The sequence below is a fragment of the Burkholderia sp. Bp9031 genome (assembly GCF_003857965.1).
GTDB lineage: Bacteria > Pseudomonadota > Gammaproteobacteria > Burkholderiales > Burkholderiaceae > Burkholderia > Burkholderia ambifaria_A.
Genome location: NZ_QTPW01000017.1, coordinates 103,332 through 122,695 on the forward strand (window position 1 = coordinate 103,332; position 19,364 = coordinate 122,695).

The 19,364-nt window shown below is 52.3% G+C and carries 14 protein-coding genes; 11 read left to right on the plus strand and 3 right to left on the minus strand.

Features of this window, described 5'->3' with window-relative positions; all coding sequences use genetic code 11:
- Positions 1-13 precede the first annotated feature (13 nt).
- On the plus strand, positions 14-2,074 hold the full coding sequence (locus tag DIE15_RS21970) for a capsular polysaccharide biosynthesis protein (RefSeq protein ID WP_260428299.1): 2,061 nt from the start codon (positions 14-16) through the stop codon (positions 2,072-2,074).
- Here the strand turns inward: DIE15_RS21970 and DIE15_RS21975 are convergent.
- Positions 2,016-3,347 (minus strand): capsule biosynthesis protein, encoded by a 1,332-nt coding sequence (locus DIE15_RS21975; protein ID WP_260428300.1) that lies wholly within the window; start codon positions 3,345-3,347, stop codon positions 2,016-2,018. The two genes, DIE15_RS21970 and DIE15_RS21975, sit on opposite strands and share 59 nt — an antisense overlap.
- Before the next feature lie 128 nt (positions 3,348-3,475).
- Between DIE15_RS21975 and DIE15_RS21980 the strand changes: the two genes are divergently transcribed.
- The 10 genes from DIE15_RS21980 to DIE15_RS22025 all read left to right on the plus strand — a co-directional run bounded on the left by DIE15_RS21980 (position 3,476) and on the right by DIE15_RS22025 (position 16,503).
- Positions 3,476-5,593, plus strand: a complete 2,118-nt coding sequence (locus DIE15_RS21980; protein WP_260428301.1) for a glycosyltransferase family 2 protein — start codon at positions 3,476-3,478, stop codon at positions 5,591-5,593.
- A 43-nt stretch (positions 5,594-5,636) separates the two neighbouring features.
- Positions 5,637-6,755 (plus strand): ABC transporter permease, encoded by a 1,119-nt coding sequence (locus tag DIE15_RS21985; protein WP_124834331.1) that lies wholly within the window; start codon positions 5,637-5,639, stop codon positions 6,753-6,755.
- Positions 6,756-6,899: 144 nt separating this feature from the next.
- Positions 6,900-7,904, plus strand: coding sequence for a polysaccharide biosynthesis/export family protein (locus tag DIE15_RS21990; RefSeq protein ID WP_260428302.1), 1,005 nt, complete (start codon positions 6,900-6,902; stop codon positions 7,902-7,904).
- Positions 7,905-7,915: 11 nt separating this feature from the next.
- A complete protein-coding gene (locus DIE15_RS21995; protein WP_124834333.1) occupies positions 7,916-8,731 on the plus strand; it encodes an ABC transporter permease in 816 nt (271 codons plus the stop codon).
- A 1-nt stretch (position 8,732) separates the two neighbouring features.
- The gene (locus DIE15_RS22000; protein ID WP_124834334.1) at positions 8,733-9,389 is read left to right on the plus strand and encodes an ABC transporter ATP-binding protein; all 657 of its coding nucleotides are present in this window, start codon (positions 8,733-8,735) and stop codon (positions 9,387-9,389) included.
- 63 nt (positions 9,390-9,452) lie between these two features.
- Positions 9,453-10,688: a glycosyltransferase family 2 protein gene (locus tag DIE15_RS22005; RefSeq protein ID WP_124834335.1), complete on the plus strand. Its 1,236-nt coding sequence runs from the start codon at positions 9,453-9,455 to the stop codon at positions 10,686-10,688.
- A gap of 67 nt (positions 10,689-10,755) precedes the next feature.
- Positions 10,756-11,340 carry a hypothetical protein gene (locus DIE15_RS22010; protein ID WP_124834336.1) on the plus strand — a complete coding sequence of 195 codons (585 nt, stop codon included), beginning with the start codon at positions 10,756-10,758 and terminating at the stop codon, positions 11,338-11,340.
- Between the two features lie 19 nt (positions 11,341-11,359).
- A complete protein-coding gene (locus tag DIE15_RS22015; RefSeq protein ID WP_124834337.1) occupies positions 11,360-13,804 on the plus strand; it encodes a glycosyltransferase in 2,445 nt (814 codons plus the stop codon).
- A gap of 227 nt (positions 13,805-14,031) precedes the next feature.
- Complete coding sequence (locus DIE15_RS22020; protein ID WP_124834338.1) at positions 14,032-15,240, plus strand: hypothetical protein; 1,209 nt, start codon at positions 14,032-14,034, stop codon at positions 15,238-15,240.
- Positions 15,241-15,627: 387 nt separating this feature from the next.
- Positions 15,628-16,503, plus strand: coding sequence for a hypothetical protein (locus DIE15_RS22025; protein WP_124834339.1), 876 nt, complete (start codon positions 15,628-15,630; stop codon positions 16,501-16,503).
- A gap of 278 nt (positions 16,504-16,781) precedes the next feature.
- On the opposite strand, the gene DIE15_RS22030 is transcribed toward DIE15_RS22025, so the two are convergent.
- Both DIE15_RS22030 and DIE15_RS22035 read right to left on the minus strand, forming a co-directional pair.
- Positions 16,782-17,948, minus strand: coding sequence for a nucleotide sugar dehydrogenase (locus DIE15_RS22030; RefSeq protein ID WP_124834340.1), 1,167 nt, complete (start codon positions 17,946-17,948; stop codon positions 16,782-16,784).
- A 53-nt stretch (positions 17,949-18,001) separates the two neighbouring features.
- Complete coding sequence (locus DIE15_RS22035; protein WP_124834341.1) at positions 18,002-19,360, minus strand: aminotransferase class I/II-fold pyridoxal phosphate-dependent enzyme; 1,359 nt, start codon at positions 19,358-19,360, stop codon at positions 18,002-18,004.
- Positions 19,361-19,364: the final 4 nt, after the last annotated feature.

Here is a 19,364-nt window from a genome sequence, read left to right on the forward strand (position 1 = left end):
TTTGTCGAGGCTCGTGTCTTTGACTGATTTTTCTGTTGCCCGGGGCGAAGTCGCCGGACAGGCGCTGCCCGATGCATTGGCGGGTTCGCTGCCGACGGCCTATACACAGGCGCCGGGCGTGAACCGCATCCCGACACTCGCCGCGTTGCTCGACGATTTCCAGTTGCACTACCGGTCGGTCGGCGAACCGGTGGCCGGCGCGGGCGTGCTCGCCTGGGGGCGCCGCCCGAGCGCACTGGCGGCTCAACGCTATGCGCAGAAGCACGGCCTCGCCGTCTATCACATCGAAGACGGCTTTTTGCGCTCCGTCGGACTCGGCAAGGACGATCCGCCGCTCGCGATCATTTTCGACGATATCGGGCTTTATCTCGATGCGAGTCAGCCGTCGCGGCTCGAGTCGCTGATCGCGCAGCCGCTGCGCGACGACCAGATCGTACGGGCCCGCGCACTGGCCACGGCGTGGCGGGACGGCCGCGTGTCCAAGTACAACCATAGTCGCGACCTGGGCAGGGCATTGCCCGATGGATGCGTATTGGTCGTGGACCAGACGCGCGGCGATGCATCGATCTCCTGCGGTCTCGCCGATGCCGCCAGTTTTCACCGGATGCTCGCGGCCGCGCTGCACGAGCATCCCGATCGCACCATCCTGCTCAAGGTCCATCCTGACGTCGTGTCCGGCCGCAAGCACGGCCACTTCGATCTCGATGCGGTGCGGGCGATGCCGCGCGTGCAGGTGCTGGACGACAATGTGCATCCGGCCAGCCTGCTGCCGCTGGTGCACGAGGTGTATACCGTCACGTCGCAACTCGGCTTCGAGGCGCTGATGTGGGGGGTGCCGGTGCGCGTCTTCGGCATGCCGTTCTATGCGGGCTGGGGACTGACGCGGGACGCATTGCCGGCGCCCGCGCGACGTGGCGCGGCCACGCTGGAACAACTGGTTCACGCGGCGCTGATCGATTACTGCCGCTACGTCGATCCGGAAACCGGCGAGCGCTGCGAGGTCGAAACCGTGCTGGCATGGCTGGCGTTGCAGCGGCGGATGCGACAGCGATTTCCCGTCGATATCGATGCGCTCGGCTTTTCCGGCTGGAAGAAGGACTACGTGCGTCAATTCTTCGGCGGCAGCGCCGTTCGTTTTCGGTGGCGCGTGCCGCGCGCGATCGACCGCGCGGTTGCCACATGGGGGCGCAAGCTCGACGACCGGCTCGCGCCCGCGCTGTCCACAACGCAAAAGGTCATCCGCGTCGAGGACGGCTTCGTGCGCTCCGTCGGTCTCGGGGCCGATCTGACTCGTCCGCTGTCGTGGGTGCAGGACGACGTCGGTATCTATTACGACGCCACGCGGCCTTCGCGGCTGGAAACGCTGCTTGCGCAAACCGCGTTCACGCCCGAACTGCTCGAGCGCGCGGCGGGTCTGCGCCAGGCCATTTGCGACGCGGGCATTACCAAATACAACCTCGCCGGACACGCGAACTGGGTTCGTCCGGAGGGCAGGCGCGTGATTCTTGTGCCCGGACAGGTCGAGACCGATGCGTCGATTCGCTTCGGTGCGTCCGGGATTCGCGGCAATATGGATCTGTTGCAGGCCGTGCGTGCTGCCAATCCCGATGCGTATCTGCTGTACAAGCCGCACCCGGACGTGATGGCCGGCCTGCGCAAGGTCGGGCGTGGCGAGAGCGACGCGGCGCAGTGGTGCGACGAGACGATTGGCTCAGTGTCGTTTCACCAGTTGCTCGGCAGCGTGGACGAAGTCCATGTGCTGACGTCGCTGGCCGGATTCGAGGCGCTGCTGCGCGGCGTGAAGGTGGTGACTTATGGGCAGCCGTTCTATGCGGGCTGGGGTGTGTCGCACGATGCGGGATTGACGGAACCGGTGCGTCAGCGGCGCAACCGTATGCTGACGCTCGACGAGCTCGTTGCCGCCGCGCTGATTCTGTATCCCACGTACGTGAGCCGAACGACGAGACGCTTCACCACGCCGGAGCGTGCGCTGCAGGAACTCGTCGAATGGCGTGCTACGCCGCGGGTGCCACGTTGGCGGCACTGGGTCGCGCGGCTGTTTCGGGAGGCTTAGCGACCGGGCGTGTACCTGCCGGCTCAATGCCGCTGCCTTTCAACGAACCGAAGATCGGAACGTTCGACCGCAGCGCGCGATCGAGTCGCGGTGGAGGATCGACAAAGGCGCCCTGGCCGTTGACTTCGTCGTTCATCACGCGGCGCACGATTTCGACGCACGCTGCGTCGCGGCCCGCACGGTTGTAGAACGAGCCATGTATCTGTACGGTGGCGGCAATCGCCGCCACGAAGTCGTTGAGCAATGGTTTATTGACGCGCTCGGGCCTGGTCCAGAACGTTTCCAGCGAACCCTGGTGCGTGAGGCCCGCAATGTCGTACATCGCCATGCCGAGCACTTTCACCGGGCAATTGGCGCGCAAGGCATGCAGGCCCACGGTCGAATTCACCGCAATGACACCCTTGCTGTGCTTGATCGTGCGCTTGAGGTCGCAGTCCGTCACGGCAATGACGCGCGACGCCACGTCGTACCGTTTTGCCGTGCGCGCGACGAATTTCTCCCAGCGCTCCATGCCATTGTCGAGCGGATGCAGCTTGATGATCAGCGAGCCGTCCTGCGGAGCGTGCTGCGCGAACGACGCAATGACTTCCTCGATTACTTGCCGCTGATCGCTGTACGCGGAATTGGCGCGCAACTGGTAATCGGCCTGCATTTGCAGCGCGAGCATCCAGTAGCGAGCGCCCGAGTGGCGCAATACGTCGGCGGCGGCGGCCCGCGCGGGCTCTTGCAGACGTTGGCCGATCATGCGCGGCAGCCAGCGCAGATAGTCGAGTAATGGCAGGTAATATTTGTCGGTACGATAGAGCGGGAAAAAATATGGCACCAGCGAGGTCAGGAGGTTATAAAGCACCTCGTTGAACGCTTCTTGCCCGAAACTGTGCGAATAGTGCTTGGTGTCCGGCTTGAATGGCCCGACACGGCGGGCAATTGCGCGGATCGCCTTCGGGTCGGTGGGGAAGTGTGACAGCGTGCCCATGCCGCCTCGCTCGAGGGTGAGCCAGTCGGGGCGCAAGTAGCCGAATTCGATCGAGTATGTGCGAATGCCGAGCGACTCGGCGACTTCGCGCGCGACCGCATGATAGGGCAGGCGGTCGGCAAAGTAGAAGATGTCGGTGATCTCGTGGCGCACCAGATAATCGCGCAGAAAATCCGCCCAGCGGCTAAAGCGGCCGCGGTAGTTGACCGCGCCCGGTTTGCGCCAGTAGGCCCAGTCCCCCAAGGAAAGATTGATTCGATGCGTGCGCACGAGTGCGGCATCGAAGTGGTCGCTCAACTGACGCCAAAAAAGCGACGGAGGCCCCTGGAGAAATAGTATGGATCTGCGCATGTTTGAGACTTCTAGGTTTTTTCTAGTCTTCCTTTTCTGGCTGTGAATTATAATCGCGGATCCAAAGTTGCGTCATGGTTAAGGCAGGTAGTGAAGAAGTGGTGGCTAAAATCGTACATAAGGGGAGTTGGCGTGCTGCCACGGCTTGGCTTGTAGAGGGGCAGGTGGTAGGTAATTCCAACGCCTGCGTAGCGACTGTCGTGCTGACGATGCATGATGATCGCACGCAGGCGTTAAAAGTCTTAATCAGCAGTAAGGGCCATATCCAGGAACTGGTCAGGACTCCCGCTGCCGTGCGGACTGTCCATTTGATCATGGGCAGCGATGAACCCGCCCTTCAAGTCCGATTCCTTCAGCATCGCCGCCTGAGTGTCGCGGAGTACCGCTTGCGGCAGTTCTGGCGGGCGGCGAATACGCTGTACAAGCAACCCATGCGGCGCTGCGCCCGGGCAGGACTTACGCCGGTCACCCTTTTCCGCGATCTTGATCACGCATACGACGTGGCGTGCCGCTTTCGCGCGAACGTGTATCGCGCAGGTTACGCAGGGTGGTATCAGGAGTTCTATGCTATTACGCCAGCGGACCGTGCGTTGATGGCTCGTCGCGTGAAGCGTTGGCAATATTCACCAATATTTAATATTTCGCTCTGGGTGAGCCGGCAAACTACGCAGGCTGATATCGATGCTACGCGTGCCAGTTTGCAGGCGCAGACATATCAGCACTTTAAAGTCGAGGTGCGAGACGATTTCTCAGATGATTTAACCCGGTTGATTTCGACACCGGCCGCTGAGAATTCCTGGCACCTCGCTATCCGGGCTGGAGTGACACTCTCAGAGCAGGCGTTGTTTTGCCTCGCGGATGCTGTCATCAAAACACCCGATGCTGCTGTAGCTTATGCGGATCACGACGTCGTAGGGACTGACGGCCAACTGCGCGATCCCGTTTTCAAGCCAGACTGGTCTCCCGAACTGCTGCGTTCCACTAACTATGTCGGCGACGCTTTTGTCTGGAACAGCCGGTATGCGGACCGCTTGCATGGATTCGGCGTGGATGTGACAGAGGCCAACGTGATGCACGCTTTGCTGTTGGCGCTGAGCGAACTCGGCTCGCCGATGGTTCACGTACCCGCACCGCTCTGGCATATGACACCTCGGGACGAACAGGATGATGGCGCCGGGACGGTTCGTGCGGTGGTCGCGCATCTGCGGCGCATGGGCGTGTCGGCAGAAGTTGAGAGCACGGGGCCGGGCCGTTGCCGGGTACGTTATCCGGTAGCCGAGCCGGCACCGTTGGTCAGTATCGTCGTTCCTACGCGCGATCAGTTGGGGCACCTGCGCCGTTGCATCTCCAGCGTGTTGGAAAAGACGCGCTATGGACCGTATGAAATCCTCGTTGTTGATAACCAAAGCATCGAACCCGACACATTGGCTTACCTGCAGAGCTTGAGGCAGGTAGCCAATGTTCGGGTATTGCCGTTTGATGAGCCGTTTAATTACTCGCGCATCAACAACATGGCGATCGCCGAGGCGAAGGGCGAACTGGTGTGTCTGCTCAACAACGACACGGAGGTGATTTCGCCGGATTGGTTGGATGAGATGGTTGGCGTGTTGTCGAGTGCGGGTGTGGGCGCTGTTGGAGCCAAGTTGCTATACGGCGACGGTACTGTGCAGCATGCCGGCGATACCGTGGGGCCCGGTGGATGTGCGAATCACTTGCATAGTGGGATCGGGAAGGACGCGCCAGGCTACGCGGATAGGGCGTTGGTTGCACAGGATTTGTCTGCGGTTACGGCGGCGTGTTTGTTGACCAAGAAATCTTTGTATCAGCACGTTGGTGGATTGAACGAACGCAACCTGAAGGTTGCATTTAACGACGTCGATTATTGTCTGCGCGTGCGCGATCGGGGGTTCCGGGTGGTGTGGACCCCGCACGCACTGCTGTACCACCATGAATCGGTTTCGCGTGGAAAAGATGAAATACCTGCGCAGCGGCGTCGGTTTAGATCTGAGGTTCAGTACATGCGCAATCGATGGCGGCACATCATGCACCACGATCCCTTTTACAATCCGAACTTAAATTACTTGCAGCCAGATTTTCTGCTATCAGCAATGCCGACCGTATTGCGCCCTTGGGTGGCGGGAAATGGATTGAAAATATCTCGGCAGAGGAGGGGGGTATTTACGTTTTTCTGAAGAGATGTTTTTTATCTGGTTATAATACATAGAACTGTAAAAAATGATTATCAGTAACATCAAAAAGCATCGGTTGTTTTGGGGTATGGTGGTTGCGCCGATGATTGTGGCAATTGTGTATTATGTTTTTCTCGCGCGTGACCGCTATGTGAGCTCATCTCAAGTGGTGGTTCATAAGGTTGGGTCCGAAAGCGCCAGTGATTCTTCGCCAATACCAGGTTTGGCGGCGTTGATGGGTGGCGGAGGGTTGTCGGGCGGTAATTCGTCTGAAACTCTCTACGTCAGACAATATGTAATTTCCCAGGATATGCTGAATGTTTTGCAGAAGAAAATGCATTGGAGTCAGCATTATTCAGGTCAATGGCGCGATCCATCGTATTACTTGTCACCAAATGCGACAAGTGAGGAGTTGCTCAAGTATTATCAGAAAATGGTGACGGCCCAGTTTGATGCGACCACTGGCTTGTTAACTATATCTGTGCAAGCGTTTGATAGAAAATTTGCCGACGACACAGTCTCTGCAATTATTTCTGAAAGTGAGCATTTCGTAAACGAAATCTCGCATCGGTTGGCTCGGGAGCAGGTCAGTTTTGCGGAAGGAGAGTTGGAACGTTCGCGTCTCAACTACGAAGCCAAACGGAAAGCGATGTTGAATTTTCAGGGCGCTAACAATGTACTGGATGCGCAACGGGCTGCGGTGGCTCGCAATGACGTAATTGCAGGGTTGCAGTCAGATTTGACTAAGGCGCAAGCGACTTTGCGCGCTCTGCGAGCAAGTCTCAGAGAGGATACGCCACAGGTCCGTCAGCAAAAATTCCAGATCGAGGCGATTCAACAGCAAATTGCCGCTGAAAATAAGAAGCTCATTGCAAAGAATTCCGATGATCAGTTGAACGTGGTTGCGTCAAATTATCAAAGCCTTGAACTGAATGCAGGTATCGCACAGGATGCCTACAAAGCATCAGTGTCTGCATTGGAGAGTGCTCGAATTGAGGCGACAAAAAAGCTGCGGAGTCTGGTAATTGTTGTGAGTCCGAATATGCCGGACGAGGCTTTGTTCCCTCGTAGAGCATATAGCTTGCTGACGATTTTGATTATGTTGCTGTTGACTTATGGTATCGCTCAATTCGTCATTGCGACTATCAATGATCACCGAGACTAAGGGTATAGAGTGTTAGGTATGTTTACAAAAAATGCATGGTCGATTTATGCCGGAAAGCGAGCGCGCTATAGTTGCGGCACAGTGTTATTCGGTAGTCTCTTGCTTTTGAGTGGCTGTGGCGCACTCTCCGGAGCAGGACCTCGGATGTCTGAAGTTACTTCTCCAACTAACGCTCAGAATCCGGAGTACCCGTATCAACTGATTGAGCTTTCGCCAACCAATATAGAGCGCTATATGCGCCCTCCAGAGGCTGCTCTATTGAACCGTGTCGCGCGGCCGGAAGAGCCTGAGGTTCGTTTGATGCCTGGCGATGTACTCAAGGTCATGATTTCAGATGACAGTGGAATAGACAACACGCTATTCGCACCTTTGGCAAAAGGCGGAACGGTGTTCGGGCAAGTTCCAGTCGACACGAAAGGAAAAATTACTCTACCGTATCTGGGAACTGAGAGTGTGCGTGGCGCTACTTTGGCAGAGACCGAAAATATCATCCGACGTGGGCTGAAGGGGCGTGCCATTGAGCCACAGGTGCACGTCGAACTACAAGGTGATTTATCCCGCTCCGTCCTCGTTGCAGGAGCCGTCAAAAGCCCTGGCCGCTTTTCTGCATCGCAGGGACCGTTGACGATTCTGGACGCGATCAACCTTGCTGGCGGACCTGTACTGGAGCCCTATCTGACAACCGTAACGCTTCGTACGGGGAAAGCAGCACGGAGCTACAACTACCAAGATCTTTTGTCAGGCGGCAATGTTTCCATCCCTCCGAATTCTGAGATCGTTCTGGAGCGCGCACGCAAACGCTTTGTGGCAATGGGAGCTGTCGCCAAGCCTGGCCTCCACGACTTTCCTTCCGCCACGCCGAGTCTCTTGGAAGTACTGGGATCGGTGGGAGGATTGAGCGAACGCACCGCGAATCCCAGCGGAGTATTTGTATTTCGCTTGGTAGAGAATGCGAATAGCGGTACTCCGGAGGCTGAAGTATTTCGTCTCGATATGCGAGAACCAGTTTCGATGTTCTTGGCAAAGAAATTCTCTGTACAGCCGGATGATACGGTTTACGTAACCAATGCTGCGGTATACGAGATGCAAAAAATTATTACACCGATTGTGCAGGTATTGCTCTTAGGACGTGATGTTAGCCAATATTGATAAGGGATCTCATGTCGGATTTTGAGTCTCCATTTAAGGCAAATCGGTCACCATGGAAGATTTTTCGTTCCGTGTTGTTTGCATTATTTCTGCGTGAAATGCAGACTCGATTTGGCGCTAGACGAATGGGCTTTGTGTGGGTTGTCTTGGAACCACTGGCAATTCTAGTGATCATTCTAGGGTTCCATGCGTTCGTCCATGCAAGTCCGATGCAGAACATGGATTTCATCATGTTCATGGTGAGCGGAATTGTTCCGTTTCACATGTTGCGCAGTATTGCATGGCGGCTAACTGACGCATTGCAGGCCAATCAAGGGTTGTTCGCATATCGTCAGTTGATGCCGTTCGATACATTTGCAGCCCGATTGATGGTCGAGCTATGCGCATATGCCTGTGCGTATCTTATTATTTGTTTTGCGCTGGGATTTTGGCTTCAACGTGATGTTTCGATTAGCGATCCATTGATGTGGGTTTGGGCGTTGGCAGTAGGGATGCTCGTGTCCTTCTCGCTTGGAATAGCTTTTGGCATGATTGCTCGCTTGATCCCTAATTCCGGGCGGATATGTAAATTGACTTTCATACCGCTGTATTTGACGGCTGGTGTTTTTTTTCCGGTCTGGAATTTGCCGGCGGATAAATTATTCATGATTGCCTGGAATCCATATGCCGAGGTTATTGAGAATATTCGCGCTGCAACCTTTGATAACTATCCGCTTACCAAAGGGTTGAGTTCTGGGTATCCTTTGTTTTTCGCGTTAGTACTTACCTTCTTTGTAATGGTTGCATACAGACGTATGCGTCAAGTTATGCGCACGCCAAATCCGTAAAATGATAGAACTGTCAAAGTTAACTAAATCTTATGTGACAAAACAAGGTCGGAAATATGTCTTCCGTGACTTTTCTTTTGCTATTCCGCCAGACAAAAATATCGCTCTGATTGGAAAGAATGGCGCGGGGAAGAGTACGTTAATGCGTCTGTTATGCGGAACCGATATTCCCGATAGTGGAAAAATCATCACGGATAAGAGAATATCGTGGCCGGTCGGCTTGGGTGGCGGGTTCCAGGGTTCTCTGACCGGAAAGCAAAACGTTAAATTCATCTGCCGTTCCCTCGGGGCCGAAGGGGACGAGATGAAAAAAGTGATCCAATATGTCGAGGAATTTGCCGAGCTAGGGGATTACTTCGATCAACCGGTCAAGACCTACTCTTCGGGTATGAGTTCGCGACTACGGTTTGGAATGAGTCTTGCCTTTGACTTCGATTACTATATGATCGATGAGGCGATGTCTGTTGGTGATGCACACTTCAGAGAAAAGGCCGAAGCGGAATTTAAACGGCGCGTTGGTCGGGCAAATATGATTCTAGTGACGCACGGAATGGCTCAAGTCAGAAAACTGTGCGACATAGTCATGCTTCTCAACGGTGGTGCGATCACGGTATTTGATGATGTTGAAGAGGGAATTGCTGCTTATCAGAAAGTATAGTATTCGCAGAAGTTTATCTGATGTCAGTTTCTCTGTTTAAATAAAGATTGTTTGAGGCTTGTTATGAGGCAAAACAAAATTGGAGTTGCAGCAGTTTTTAAAAATGAATTCCCATTCATCGTTGAGTGGCTTGCTTATCATCGGGTGTTAGGCATATCTGAGTTCTTTATTGCTGATAATGAGAGTGATGATGGTACCTCCGAATTATTGAAGGCGTTGTCCGATGTCGGTCTCGTGCAGTGCGTAAACTATAAAACCGTGCCGGACGTAAAGCCGCAGTTGGCAGCTTATCAGTTGTTGATGGAGACGTTCAAAGATCAGGTCGACTGGCTTTGTTTTATTGATGCTGATGAGTTTATGCGGCCGGCTATTTGTGACGATAACTTGGTCGACGCACTCGAGGGTGCTTTGTCAAATCCGAAAATTGGCGCGATCGCAGTTAATTGGGCCGTATATGGTTCATCGAACTGGGTGACGGCAAATTCTAAGGCGGTTATCGAACGATTCGTGGCAAGGGGCGTACGTGAGAGAGGGGTTAATCGGCATTATAAAACTATTGTCCGAACCGCTGCGTATAAGGAAGTTGGGACGAATCCGCACGTATTTGCGCTGACCGACGATTATGTCTACGCGGACCCCGCGGGTAAAGAATTGCTTCCCGGCGAACTCGGAGGGCTGACGGATGACGTGAACTGGGACGTTCTCAGAATCAATCATTATGTCGTGAAATCGAGAAGTGAGTTTTTCACGAAAAAACGGCCGCGTGGTCGACCAAATGGATCGTTGCGACCGGTCGAGTTTTTCTCTCAGCACGATATGAATGACGAGGACGACGCATTCCCGTTGACGTTTGCGGAGTCTGTGCGTGCAGAGAAAGAGCGAATTTACATGATGCTCGCACAGGAAGTTGATTACACGACCGATAATCCGGTCGATGATGAATTGTTCTTCTCCGCGAAAAATCCAACGCTAAAAATATGCGTTGACACTGCAAGCCTCTCGGTAGGGAAGGTGGAGTGTAAAGGATGGATCGTTGGTGATGGATGTGAGGGTCTCGATTTTAAAATTCTGGTCGATTACAAGAGCGTCATGCGCGCTACACGCGTCGACCGTATGGTTCGTCCCGACGTCGCGAGAGCATACAAGCTAGATCCAGAATATCGTTACGGGTTTGTTTGCACTTTCGATATCGATACCGACGTGAAGCAACGAGAGGGTGCTCCAATGATTGAGCTTTGTGTTGGCGTTGGCCGGCAAAATTTGGGGGCCATTATCTCGCTTGCAAATAAGATCAAATGATTGCGAGCATCTGAAAAGTTCGAGTGCTTGTTTTTGTATTTTAATTCCGTGATTCGTTGGGGCCGGCGTGAATAATAGTGCAGATTCTGGTGGGTGTGGAGATTATGACACCCTTCTTGAGCAATACAAGCAGGTGAAGGCTGAAAACGAAGCGTTGCGTGCGGAAGTTGCTAGTTGCAGGAATAACATTGAAACTCGATTCTCGGAGCTAGCTGCATTGACTAAGCTGCTTGAGGCGCGGAATCATCAAGTTTTCTTGGCAACATCGGCGTGTCTTTCGCTTGAAGGAAAAATGAGTGCGATTTTGAGTTCATTTTCCTTGAGAGTTGCTAGATCAATAAGTAGAACAGTAAAAAATCTCTCGAATTCGAAGGAGAGTGCGAATTCGGCTTTCTATTTAAAAAGTCTAATCACTAAATCGTCTTATTTTGACACGGATTGGTACGTTAGCCATCATCCAGAGGTTGTGGAAAGTGAGATTGATCCGATTCAGTATTTTATGAATTATGGTCTCACAAAGTGGCACGATCCGGGTCCGGATTTTAGCTGTGATAGATATGTGGACAAATACCCAGATGTCGCCATGTCAGGAATTCCTCCTTTTCTGCATTTCATCCGACACGGAATGTTGGAAGGTCGGAATTCGAAATAATAAAACTGGAGAGTGAGAGATGGGTGTTTTTCTAAAAAAATTACAGCATTTGGATGCTGCGTGGTATTTGCAACAATACACTGATGTTGCACTGAGCGGCTTGTCGCCGGTTGATCATTTTCGTCGATATGGATTGCTTCTAAATCGGAAGCCATGCGCGGAATGGGTTGAAGAGGGTGAGAACGCATCCTCGGAGTTCTCGAGCAGTGTTATCGATAACCGAAACTATTTGCTTATTTCGACAGGCTCCCGTCAGGAATTAGATTACATCTCGGAAAATTCCTGGATTTCGTCTGGGAATGATCCGGCTTTTATGTTCGCGGAGAACGATCTGGCTTTTGTATCGGAGCCTGGTTGGTATAGATTTTCCGTCGAAATAAATTCAGAAAATATTGCGAACTGTGCTAAATTTTATTTGGATTTCGGCGATGGCTTTTCGGAAAACGATGTTCTCCCGATTCGGTATAAATCAACTGTCAGATCTGAAAGGCTAATTTATCTCGCGAAACCGGTTATCGGATTGCGATTTGATCCGATGGAGTGCGCTGGCGCATTCTCCCTGGATTGGCTGGGGATCGAAAAAGTGTCGGATGGCGTGGCTCTGAATCGACTTCTCGATAAAATATCGGCATCGCATCCCAAGTTTGTCGGGCAGGATGCAGCGGAGTTGATGCAAAATCTGACCAACGATTTTCAACGTAACCCGACGGCCGCGGATATTTTCGATATCTACGAGGAAAGTTTTCTTGTTGATAATTCGGCCGACGATTACGATGATTGGATCGAGAAAATCGAACTCCCTTCGCTTCCTCAAAAAAGTGAGATCGATGAACTTCTCTCGAGTTTCACGCGTAATCCATTAATCTCGGTTGTAATCCCGACTTATAACACTGATGAGGTTTACCTTCGAGAGTGTTTGGACTCTGTTCTTAATCAAAGCTACTCCCGCTGGGAGCTTTGTATCGCTGACGATGCTTCACCAAAAAGTGATGTTCGTCGAGTGCTAAGCGAATATGAGGAAAAAGATTCTCGAATCAAGGTCGTATACAGAGAGGAGAACGGTCACATCTCGGCTGCATCGAACAGTGCGCTCGCTATTGCATCTGGTGATTATGTCGCGCTGTTAGACCACGATGATGTACTCGCGGAACACGCCTTGCTATTTGTTGTCGAGGCGATAAATAAAAACGAGCTTGCTCGGATTTTATATAGCGACGAAGACAAGATAAATTCACTGGGCCTTCGCTTTGACCCGCATTTCAAGGGGAAGTGGAATCCGGACTTGTTTTATTCTCAAAACTATGTCTCGCATCTCGGGGTGTACGAGCGCGCCCTCATAATTAAAATAGGTGGTTTCCGGCGCGGGGTTGAGGGAAGTCAGGATTATGATCTTCTGTTGAGATGTTTGCCTCATGTTGAAAAAGATCAAATAATTCATGTCCCTAGAATTCTGTATCACTGGCGTGTTTTGCCTGGCTCAACTGCATTGGCCGCAGGTGAGAAGTCGTACACCGAAGTGGCCGGCATAAAGGCGTTGCAGGATCACTTCGACGAAATAGGGGTTGAGAATGTGCAGGTAGAGCCTGGCATCATTCCGAATTCGTATCACGTTAAATGGCCGATCGTTGAGCCTCAGCCTTTGGTTAGCCTTCTTATTCCTACTAGAGATTATCGGAAGGTGACCGAGGTCGCGGTGCGGAGTATTCTAGAGAAAACGTCATACAGTAATTATGAGATAATAATTATCGATAACGAGAGTGTTGAGCCGGAAACGCTGCAGTTCTTTGAAGATATCCAGAAAGAAAGCTCGCGTGTTAAAGTTGTTCGATACCCTTATCCATTCAATTACTCTGCAATTAATAATTTTGGCGCCATGCATGCGTCTGGGCAGATTTTTGGATTGGTAAACAACGATGTTGAGGTAATATCTCCAGATTGGCTTACCGAAATGGTTCGCCATGCAATGCGAAGTGAAATCGGATGCGTTGGTGCCAAATTGTTCTTTAGCAACGGTACGGTGCAGCATGCCGGGGTTATCTTGGGCATCGGAGGAGTGGCTGGGCACTCTCACAAATATTATCCAGGTGATCATGCTGGATATTTCGGCAGGTTGTCCCTGGTGCAGAATTTCTCTGCGGTAACGGCAGCATGTCTTTTGATCCGACGAGAAATATTTGAGACCGTCGGTGGATTGAACGAGACAGATTTGACTGTTGCCTTCAATGACGTGGATTTTTGTCTCCGAGTCAGAGAGCAAGGGTATCGAAATATTTGGTCGCCATATGCAGCGCTGTTTCACCATGAGTCTATCAGTCGGGGGAAAGAGGATCGCCCCGAGAAGGTGGCGAGATTCAACAGTGAAGTGCAATACATGAAAGAGAGATGGGGCGGTGCGCTGGGCGATGATCCGTACTACAGTCGACATTTGTCTCAAGATCGTGAAGACTTCTCTATCGGTCTTTGATGTACATAACAATTCGACGGCGCCTTCTCATATGTTGCTTGCAAATGAGCAAAGATTGTGAGAAGGACTGCAGGCGTTAAAGTATGGTGTTGCTTATTAGACAGCAGTCGAGTCTTTTGAGAGCGTGAGTCGATGTGAAGGTGTGTGCTTCGGATGCTCATGATATTTCCACGCATCCGGGTACATTCTTCACGAGCAAACGCCAATGACAAAGGGGGAAGTAAATTATGGGTAATAAAAAAATAATATATGAAGGAAAAGATATTATTCTCTATATGGATAATATCTCTTCGTCTAAAGTTGTTTTTTCATTCACAGGGTATGAGGGTGAACCCGGGAAAAACCTTTACGGCGATGGTTTCATACAAAAATGTGGATTCAGCGGCGTTTTCTTCGTCTCACTTCAGAACCATTGGTGGCAGACGCCCGAGCTTATCAAGGCCATTAATGTTGCAAATCATCACACGAAAAGACACAGGATACGAGTTACGTATGGTCAAAGTATGGGCGGGTACGGTGCTCTTCTTTGTGCACGCCGACTTAATAGTCGAGCCGTCGTCACGGCCCCGCAAACGACGATAAATCCTGAGTTGGCATCTATTGGTGAAATCTGGTTGGAGAATATCAGACGATCGCCGATTATTAGAGATAATGTTCTGGATGAACTCGGTGGAATAAAATCTGCGATTGTCATCTATGATAATAAAGGCGCCAGCGATGTTAGTCACGTCAAGTATGTCGAGAGACGAGGCCGTGTGGCTTTGTACAAGATTCCATATGCGACGCATAATATCCCGGCGGCGCTGAATGAAATGGGTCTTCTTTCCAAGGCGATCTCGGGGTTTTTTGAAAACGAAAATGGATTTGAGGAAAAATATTTTCGTAGAATGATTAGGGAGAACAGGGGAAATTCATTCACATACCTGAAGCGGCTTGGTTTTTTTGCTCAGCGATCGAAAAATAAGTGGCTATATGATTATTATAAAAAATGTGTTGTTGCTCGAATACTGGGAAAAATAAGTGAGTCTGATTTTTCGTACTCGCGCTGTACGAACGAAATTCAATTTCGGGTTAATTCTCATGTTGAATCGTTTGACGAGCGGGCTCAGGTGTTCGTTTCGAAGGGAAATGACCCTCAGGTTGTATTTAGAAATGTTCCGGAAAATTCGGCATCAGGAATTTTGGTGTTTTATTCGAGCTCGTCATCCTCGGGTAACTTATTTTATTCCAGGGGTTCCGAGGAGAGATTTTCTGCGACGGACGCGCTGAATTTTAAGGTTGAGGCCGGGGTTAATGTTGTTCGCTTCGATACGCGGCGTGAAGAAAGTGGGAATGCGAGAACCATCCGATTCGATCCGATGTCGTGTGAGGGTTTTTTTAGTGTCCTCTCGATATCTTATAATGAGTCGAATGAAACTAGTTTAGTTGCTATTTGATCTTGTGGTCTTCGTTGTTCGGGATCGTTGGCGTGTTTTGTTCGTGCGTGTAATTTTCTTCGGTGCTGGCTCCCCTAAAATTTGGGATGACTTAATTTAAGATGTTAATTGATTGAGACGAGGGGTGAGTTTCTCTGATCAAACCATTGCTGCGGCAATGGTTTTTTTGTGTTTCACGTTGGACGGAATATGGGAGGCGTGTTAGTCTCGTGGGGCGAGTGAAGTAAATGTGTATTGGATGCGAGTGGCGGATTTAGTGTGCCTCTGAGGCGAGAGCATGGTTGGTGCCCAACGAGAACATTGAGGTCACTATTGCAATAACTTTCGCAGTGATTGCGTCGGGCTGCGAGCACGTAATATTAAAATTGTAATCTCGATGAGGCTTAAATGAAATTTAACCGGCGGGAATTTCTTAAAATTGGAGCCTCCGTTAGCCTTGCTCCTTGGGCCAGTCAGGTTTTTTCAAAAACGTGCGCAACGGGCGAATCGACTGTTCTAGTGGGCGGTGTGATCGGTTTTGATTCGCTCGCAAATCCCATGCATAGTAGGGCTCTGAGGCAAACTTGCCGAGCCGGTCTTTATATTCATGGCTATATTTGGACCAGAACCGGAGATGAGGAACATAAGGCTATTTTGTCCGCATTCGAAGGGCAACCCATGGACGTTGAGCTGGGCATGGTAAGTACCCCGGAAAAGTGGTTCGAAAATAATTATCGCCCCCAGTTTTTGGATGCGGGTGTACGCGCAAAGCATGCCCATGTAAATGGGTTCAATCCTCAGAGTGCCGATGTATGGCCCCGTTTTGTAAAGGCTGGACAGGCATGCGGCTTGAAAACAATTGCTCCAATCTTTTCACCCAATCATCATCAATATGATGAAACGCCGTTTTCGTCTCCATCCTGGAATTATCTACGGGATGGGGCAAAACTCGGCGGGGCACTGACTACCGATTCGCCCCCCCAGTTTTTTCTACATCAACCGCCGGGCTATCGACGGTTCGTTGCGGAAGAGTTGCAATGGGCAAATGAAACAGGATTGCATTCGACTTTCATCGTTTCCCCTGCGAGCTCAGGAGATAAATTTCTAGATGACACGAAGCGAACGGTAGACTATCTTTCAAAAAGTAATGCGCTTCCGAAGACTTGGATTGTTGAGAATTACGATCCAAAAGTAAATTCTGCATATGTCAATGCAGTTGGAAGTGACAACAACAAGGATAGTATTCTGGGAGTCGCACTGTGGTTGGCACAGAACGCGAATTGAGATGATTTTTTGCGCTGAGTGAAGAGAGGGAGGATGCCGGCTAGACATCCTCCCTAAAATCCCCATTTTTCTTGATGCGAAATCGCTTACTTGTCAGAGGGCGTTACAGTGATTTGAAAGATATCATGCCGTTGGCGGAATGACGATCGTGCCAAACGTCATTCTTGTCGTATCACTCGGCGCCGCTCCACTGTCAATATCTTGGATATAGACTTTTATTGATATTCATCGGAAAGGGCGGGCAAATATCGTTGGCATGCTTTCCGTGGCTTCGAGGTTCAATCATTCCCGAAAAGATCTCGCGTATAAACCTTCTCTGCTACATCTTCCAATGCGGTAGCGATGCGATTGCTGATAATCACATCCGACTCCTTTTTGAACTCATCAAGATTGTTGATGACTCGAGAATGGAAGAATTCCGATTCCTTCAGCGCAGGCTCATAAACGATGACTTCCACACCCTTGGCTTTGATTCGTTTCATCACGCCTTGAATGCTTGATGCGCGGAAATTGTCCGAACCGCTCTTCATAATCAGGCGATAGATCCCGACCACCTTCGGCTTGCGGCGCAGCACGTCATCGGCGATGAAGTCCTTGCGCGTCGTGTTCGATGAAACGATTGCCTGAATCAGGTTCTGGGATACGGATTTATAGTTGGCGAGGAGTTGCTTTGTGTCCTTGGGCAGACAATAGCCACCATAGCCAAACGACGGGTTGTTGTAGTGATTTCCAATCCGCGGATCAAGACAAACCCCGTCGATGATCTGCCGCGTATCCAGCCCATGCGTTGCCGCGTAAGTATCGAGTTCGTTGAAGTACGACACACGCATCGCGAGGTAGGTATTTGCGAAGAGCTTGATGGCTTCCGCTTCCGTCGAGTCGGTAAAAAGAACCGAGATATCCTTCTTGATCGCGCCTTCCTGAAGCAGTTCGGCGAACACCTTGGCTCGTTCCGATCGCTCACCAACGATGATACGGGATGGATGCAGGTTATCGTGAAGCGCGCGGCCTTCGCGCAGGAATTCGGGAGAGAAGATCACGCGATCGCAGTCCAGCTCTTCGCGAATTTTCGCCGTGTAACCGACCGGCACGGTCGACTTGATCACCATCACCGCGTGCGGATTGATCGCCTTGACGTCCTTGATCACGGCTTCGATTGAGCGCGTATTGAAGTAGTTGGTCTCCGGATCGTAGTCCGTCGGCGTAGCGATGATGACGTAGTCCGCTCCTTCATAGGCATCGTGCTTGTCCAGCGTCGCACGGAAGTTCAGGCGCTTGTTCGCGAGATACTCCTCGATCTCGGTATCGATGATCGGAGACTGCTTGCGATTAAGCATCTCCACTTTCTCGGGAACGATGTCCAGCGCGACGACTTCGTGGTGCTGAGCGAGCAGGATACCGTTGGAAAGCCCGACATAGCCGGTGCCGGCGATAGCGATTTTCATGAGTCGTTGATTGATTTGGAATTGGAATGGACCGCGTACTCAACGTACCGGGACTATCGTTTCTCGAGCAACCCCTTCATTGCCTGCACGGTCTGGTCAATCTGCGCCTCACTATGCGTGCAAGCGATGAAAAACCTCAACCGAGCCGACTGCTCCGGCACCGCCGGATAAAGAATGGGCTGCACATTGATGCCTTGCTCGAACAGGGCGTCCGACCACTTGGTCGCCCGTAGCGAGCTGCCGAGAATCGCCGGAACGACAGCAATCCCCGCGCTGCTGCCCGTATCGATCCCGGCCGCCTTGGCCTGCGCGAGGAAATACTGCCCGCGTGCCTGAAGCGTCGCCACGCGCTCGGGCAATTCCAGCATGCGCCGCAGCGCCGCGAGCGAAGCGGCCGCGACTGGCGGCGGCATCCCCACGCTATACAGGAACCCGGGCGCCAGAAATTTCAAATGCTCGACGAGCGCCGTTTCGCCGGCGATATAACCGCCGCAGCCGGCCAGCGATTTGCTGAGCGTGCCCATCCAGATATCGACGGCATCGCCGGCAAGGCCGAAGTGCTCCCGAATCCCGCGTCCCGTCTTGCCCATTACGCCCAGCGAGTGCGCCTCGTCCACCATCAGGAACGCGCGGTGGCGGCGCTTGATGTCGACAAAGCGTGGCAGGTCGGGGTAGTCGCCGTCCATGCTGTAGATGCCTTCCAGCACGATCAGCACGCGCTCGAACTGATGCCGCTGTTCCGTCAGCAGCCGCTCGAGCGCATCGGCGTCGTTGTGCGCGAACGAAAAGCGCTTCGCGCCCGACAACTGGATCCCCTGCAGCACGCTGTTGTGGATCAGTTCGTCGTGGATGACGAGATCGCGCGGGCCGAACAGGTAGCCGATCGTCGTCACGTTGGCCGCATGGCCGCTCACGAACGTGATCGCGTCGTCCACGCCGTACAGATCGGCGAGCGCCCGTTCGAGTTCGCGGTGGATCGGACGTTCGCCCGACACCAGGCGGCTCGCGGATACGGATGTGCCGTAGCGGTCGATCGCGTCCTTGGCGGCTTGCGACACGACGGGGTCGCCCGACATGTCGAGGTAGTTGTAGCTGGCGTAGTTGACGTACGTATGACCGGCAATGCTGGTTTGCGCACCGGCCGTCCCTTCATGCAGCTTGAAGAACGGACTGCGCACGCCAAGGCGGGCAGCGCCGTCGCTCATGATGCGCAACTGCCGATAGCCCGGGTATTGGTCGAAGCGCGTGTAGGCTTCCGGCACGGAAGCCGCCGTTCTGCGACCCGCCGCCGGCGCGGCCGCGGGCTGCTCGCGCCCGGCTTCGCGCAGCTTGCGCTCGAGCGCCTGCTGGATGAGCTTGTTCTTCAGGGCCGAGGTGAGGCCCGGCAGTCCGGTGGTTTTGGTCTTGCTCATATCG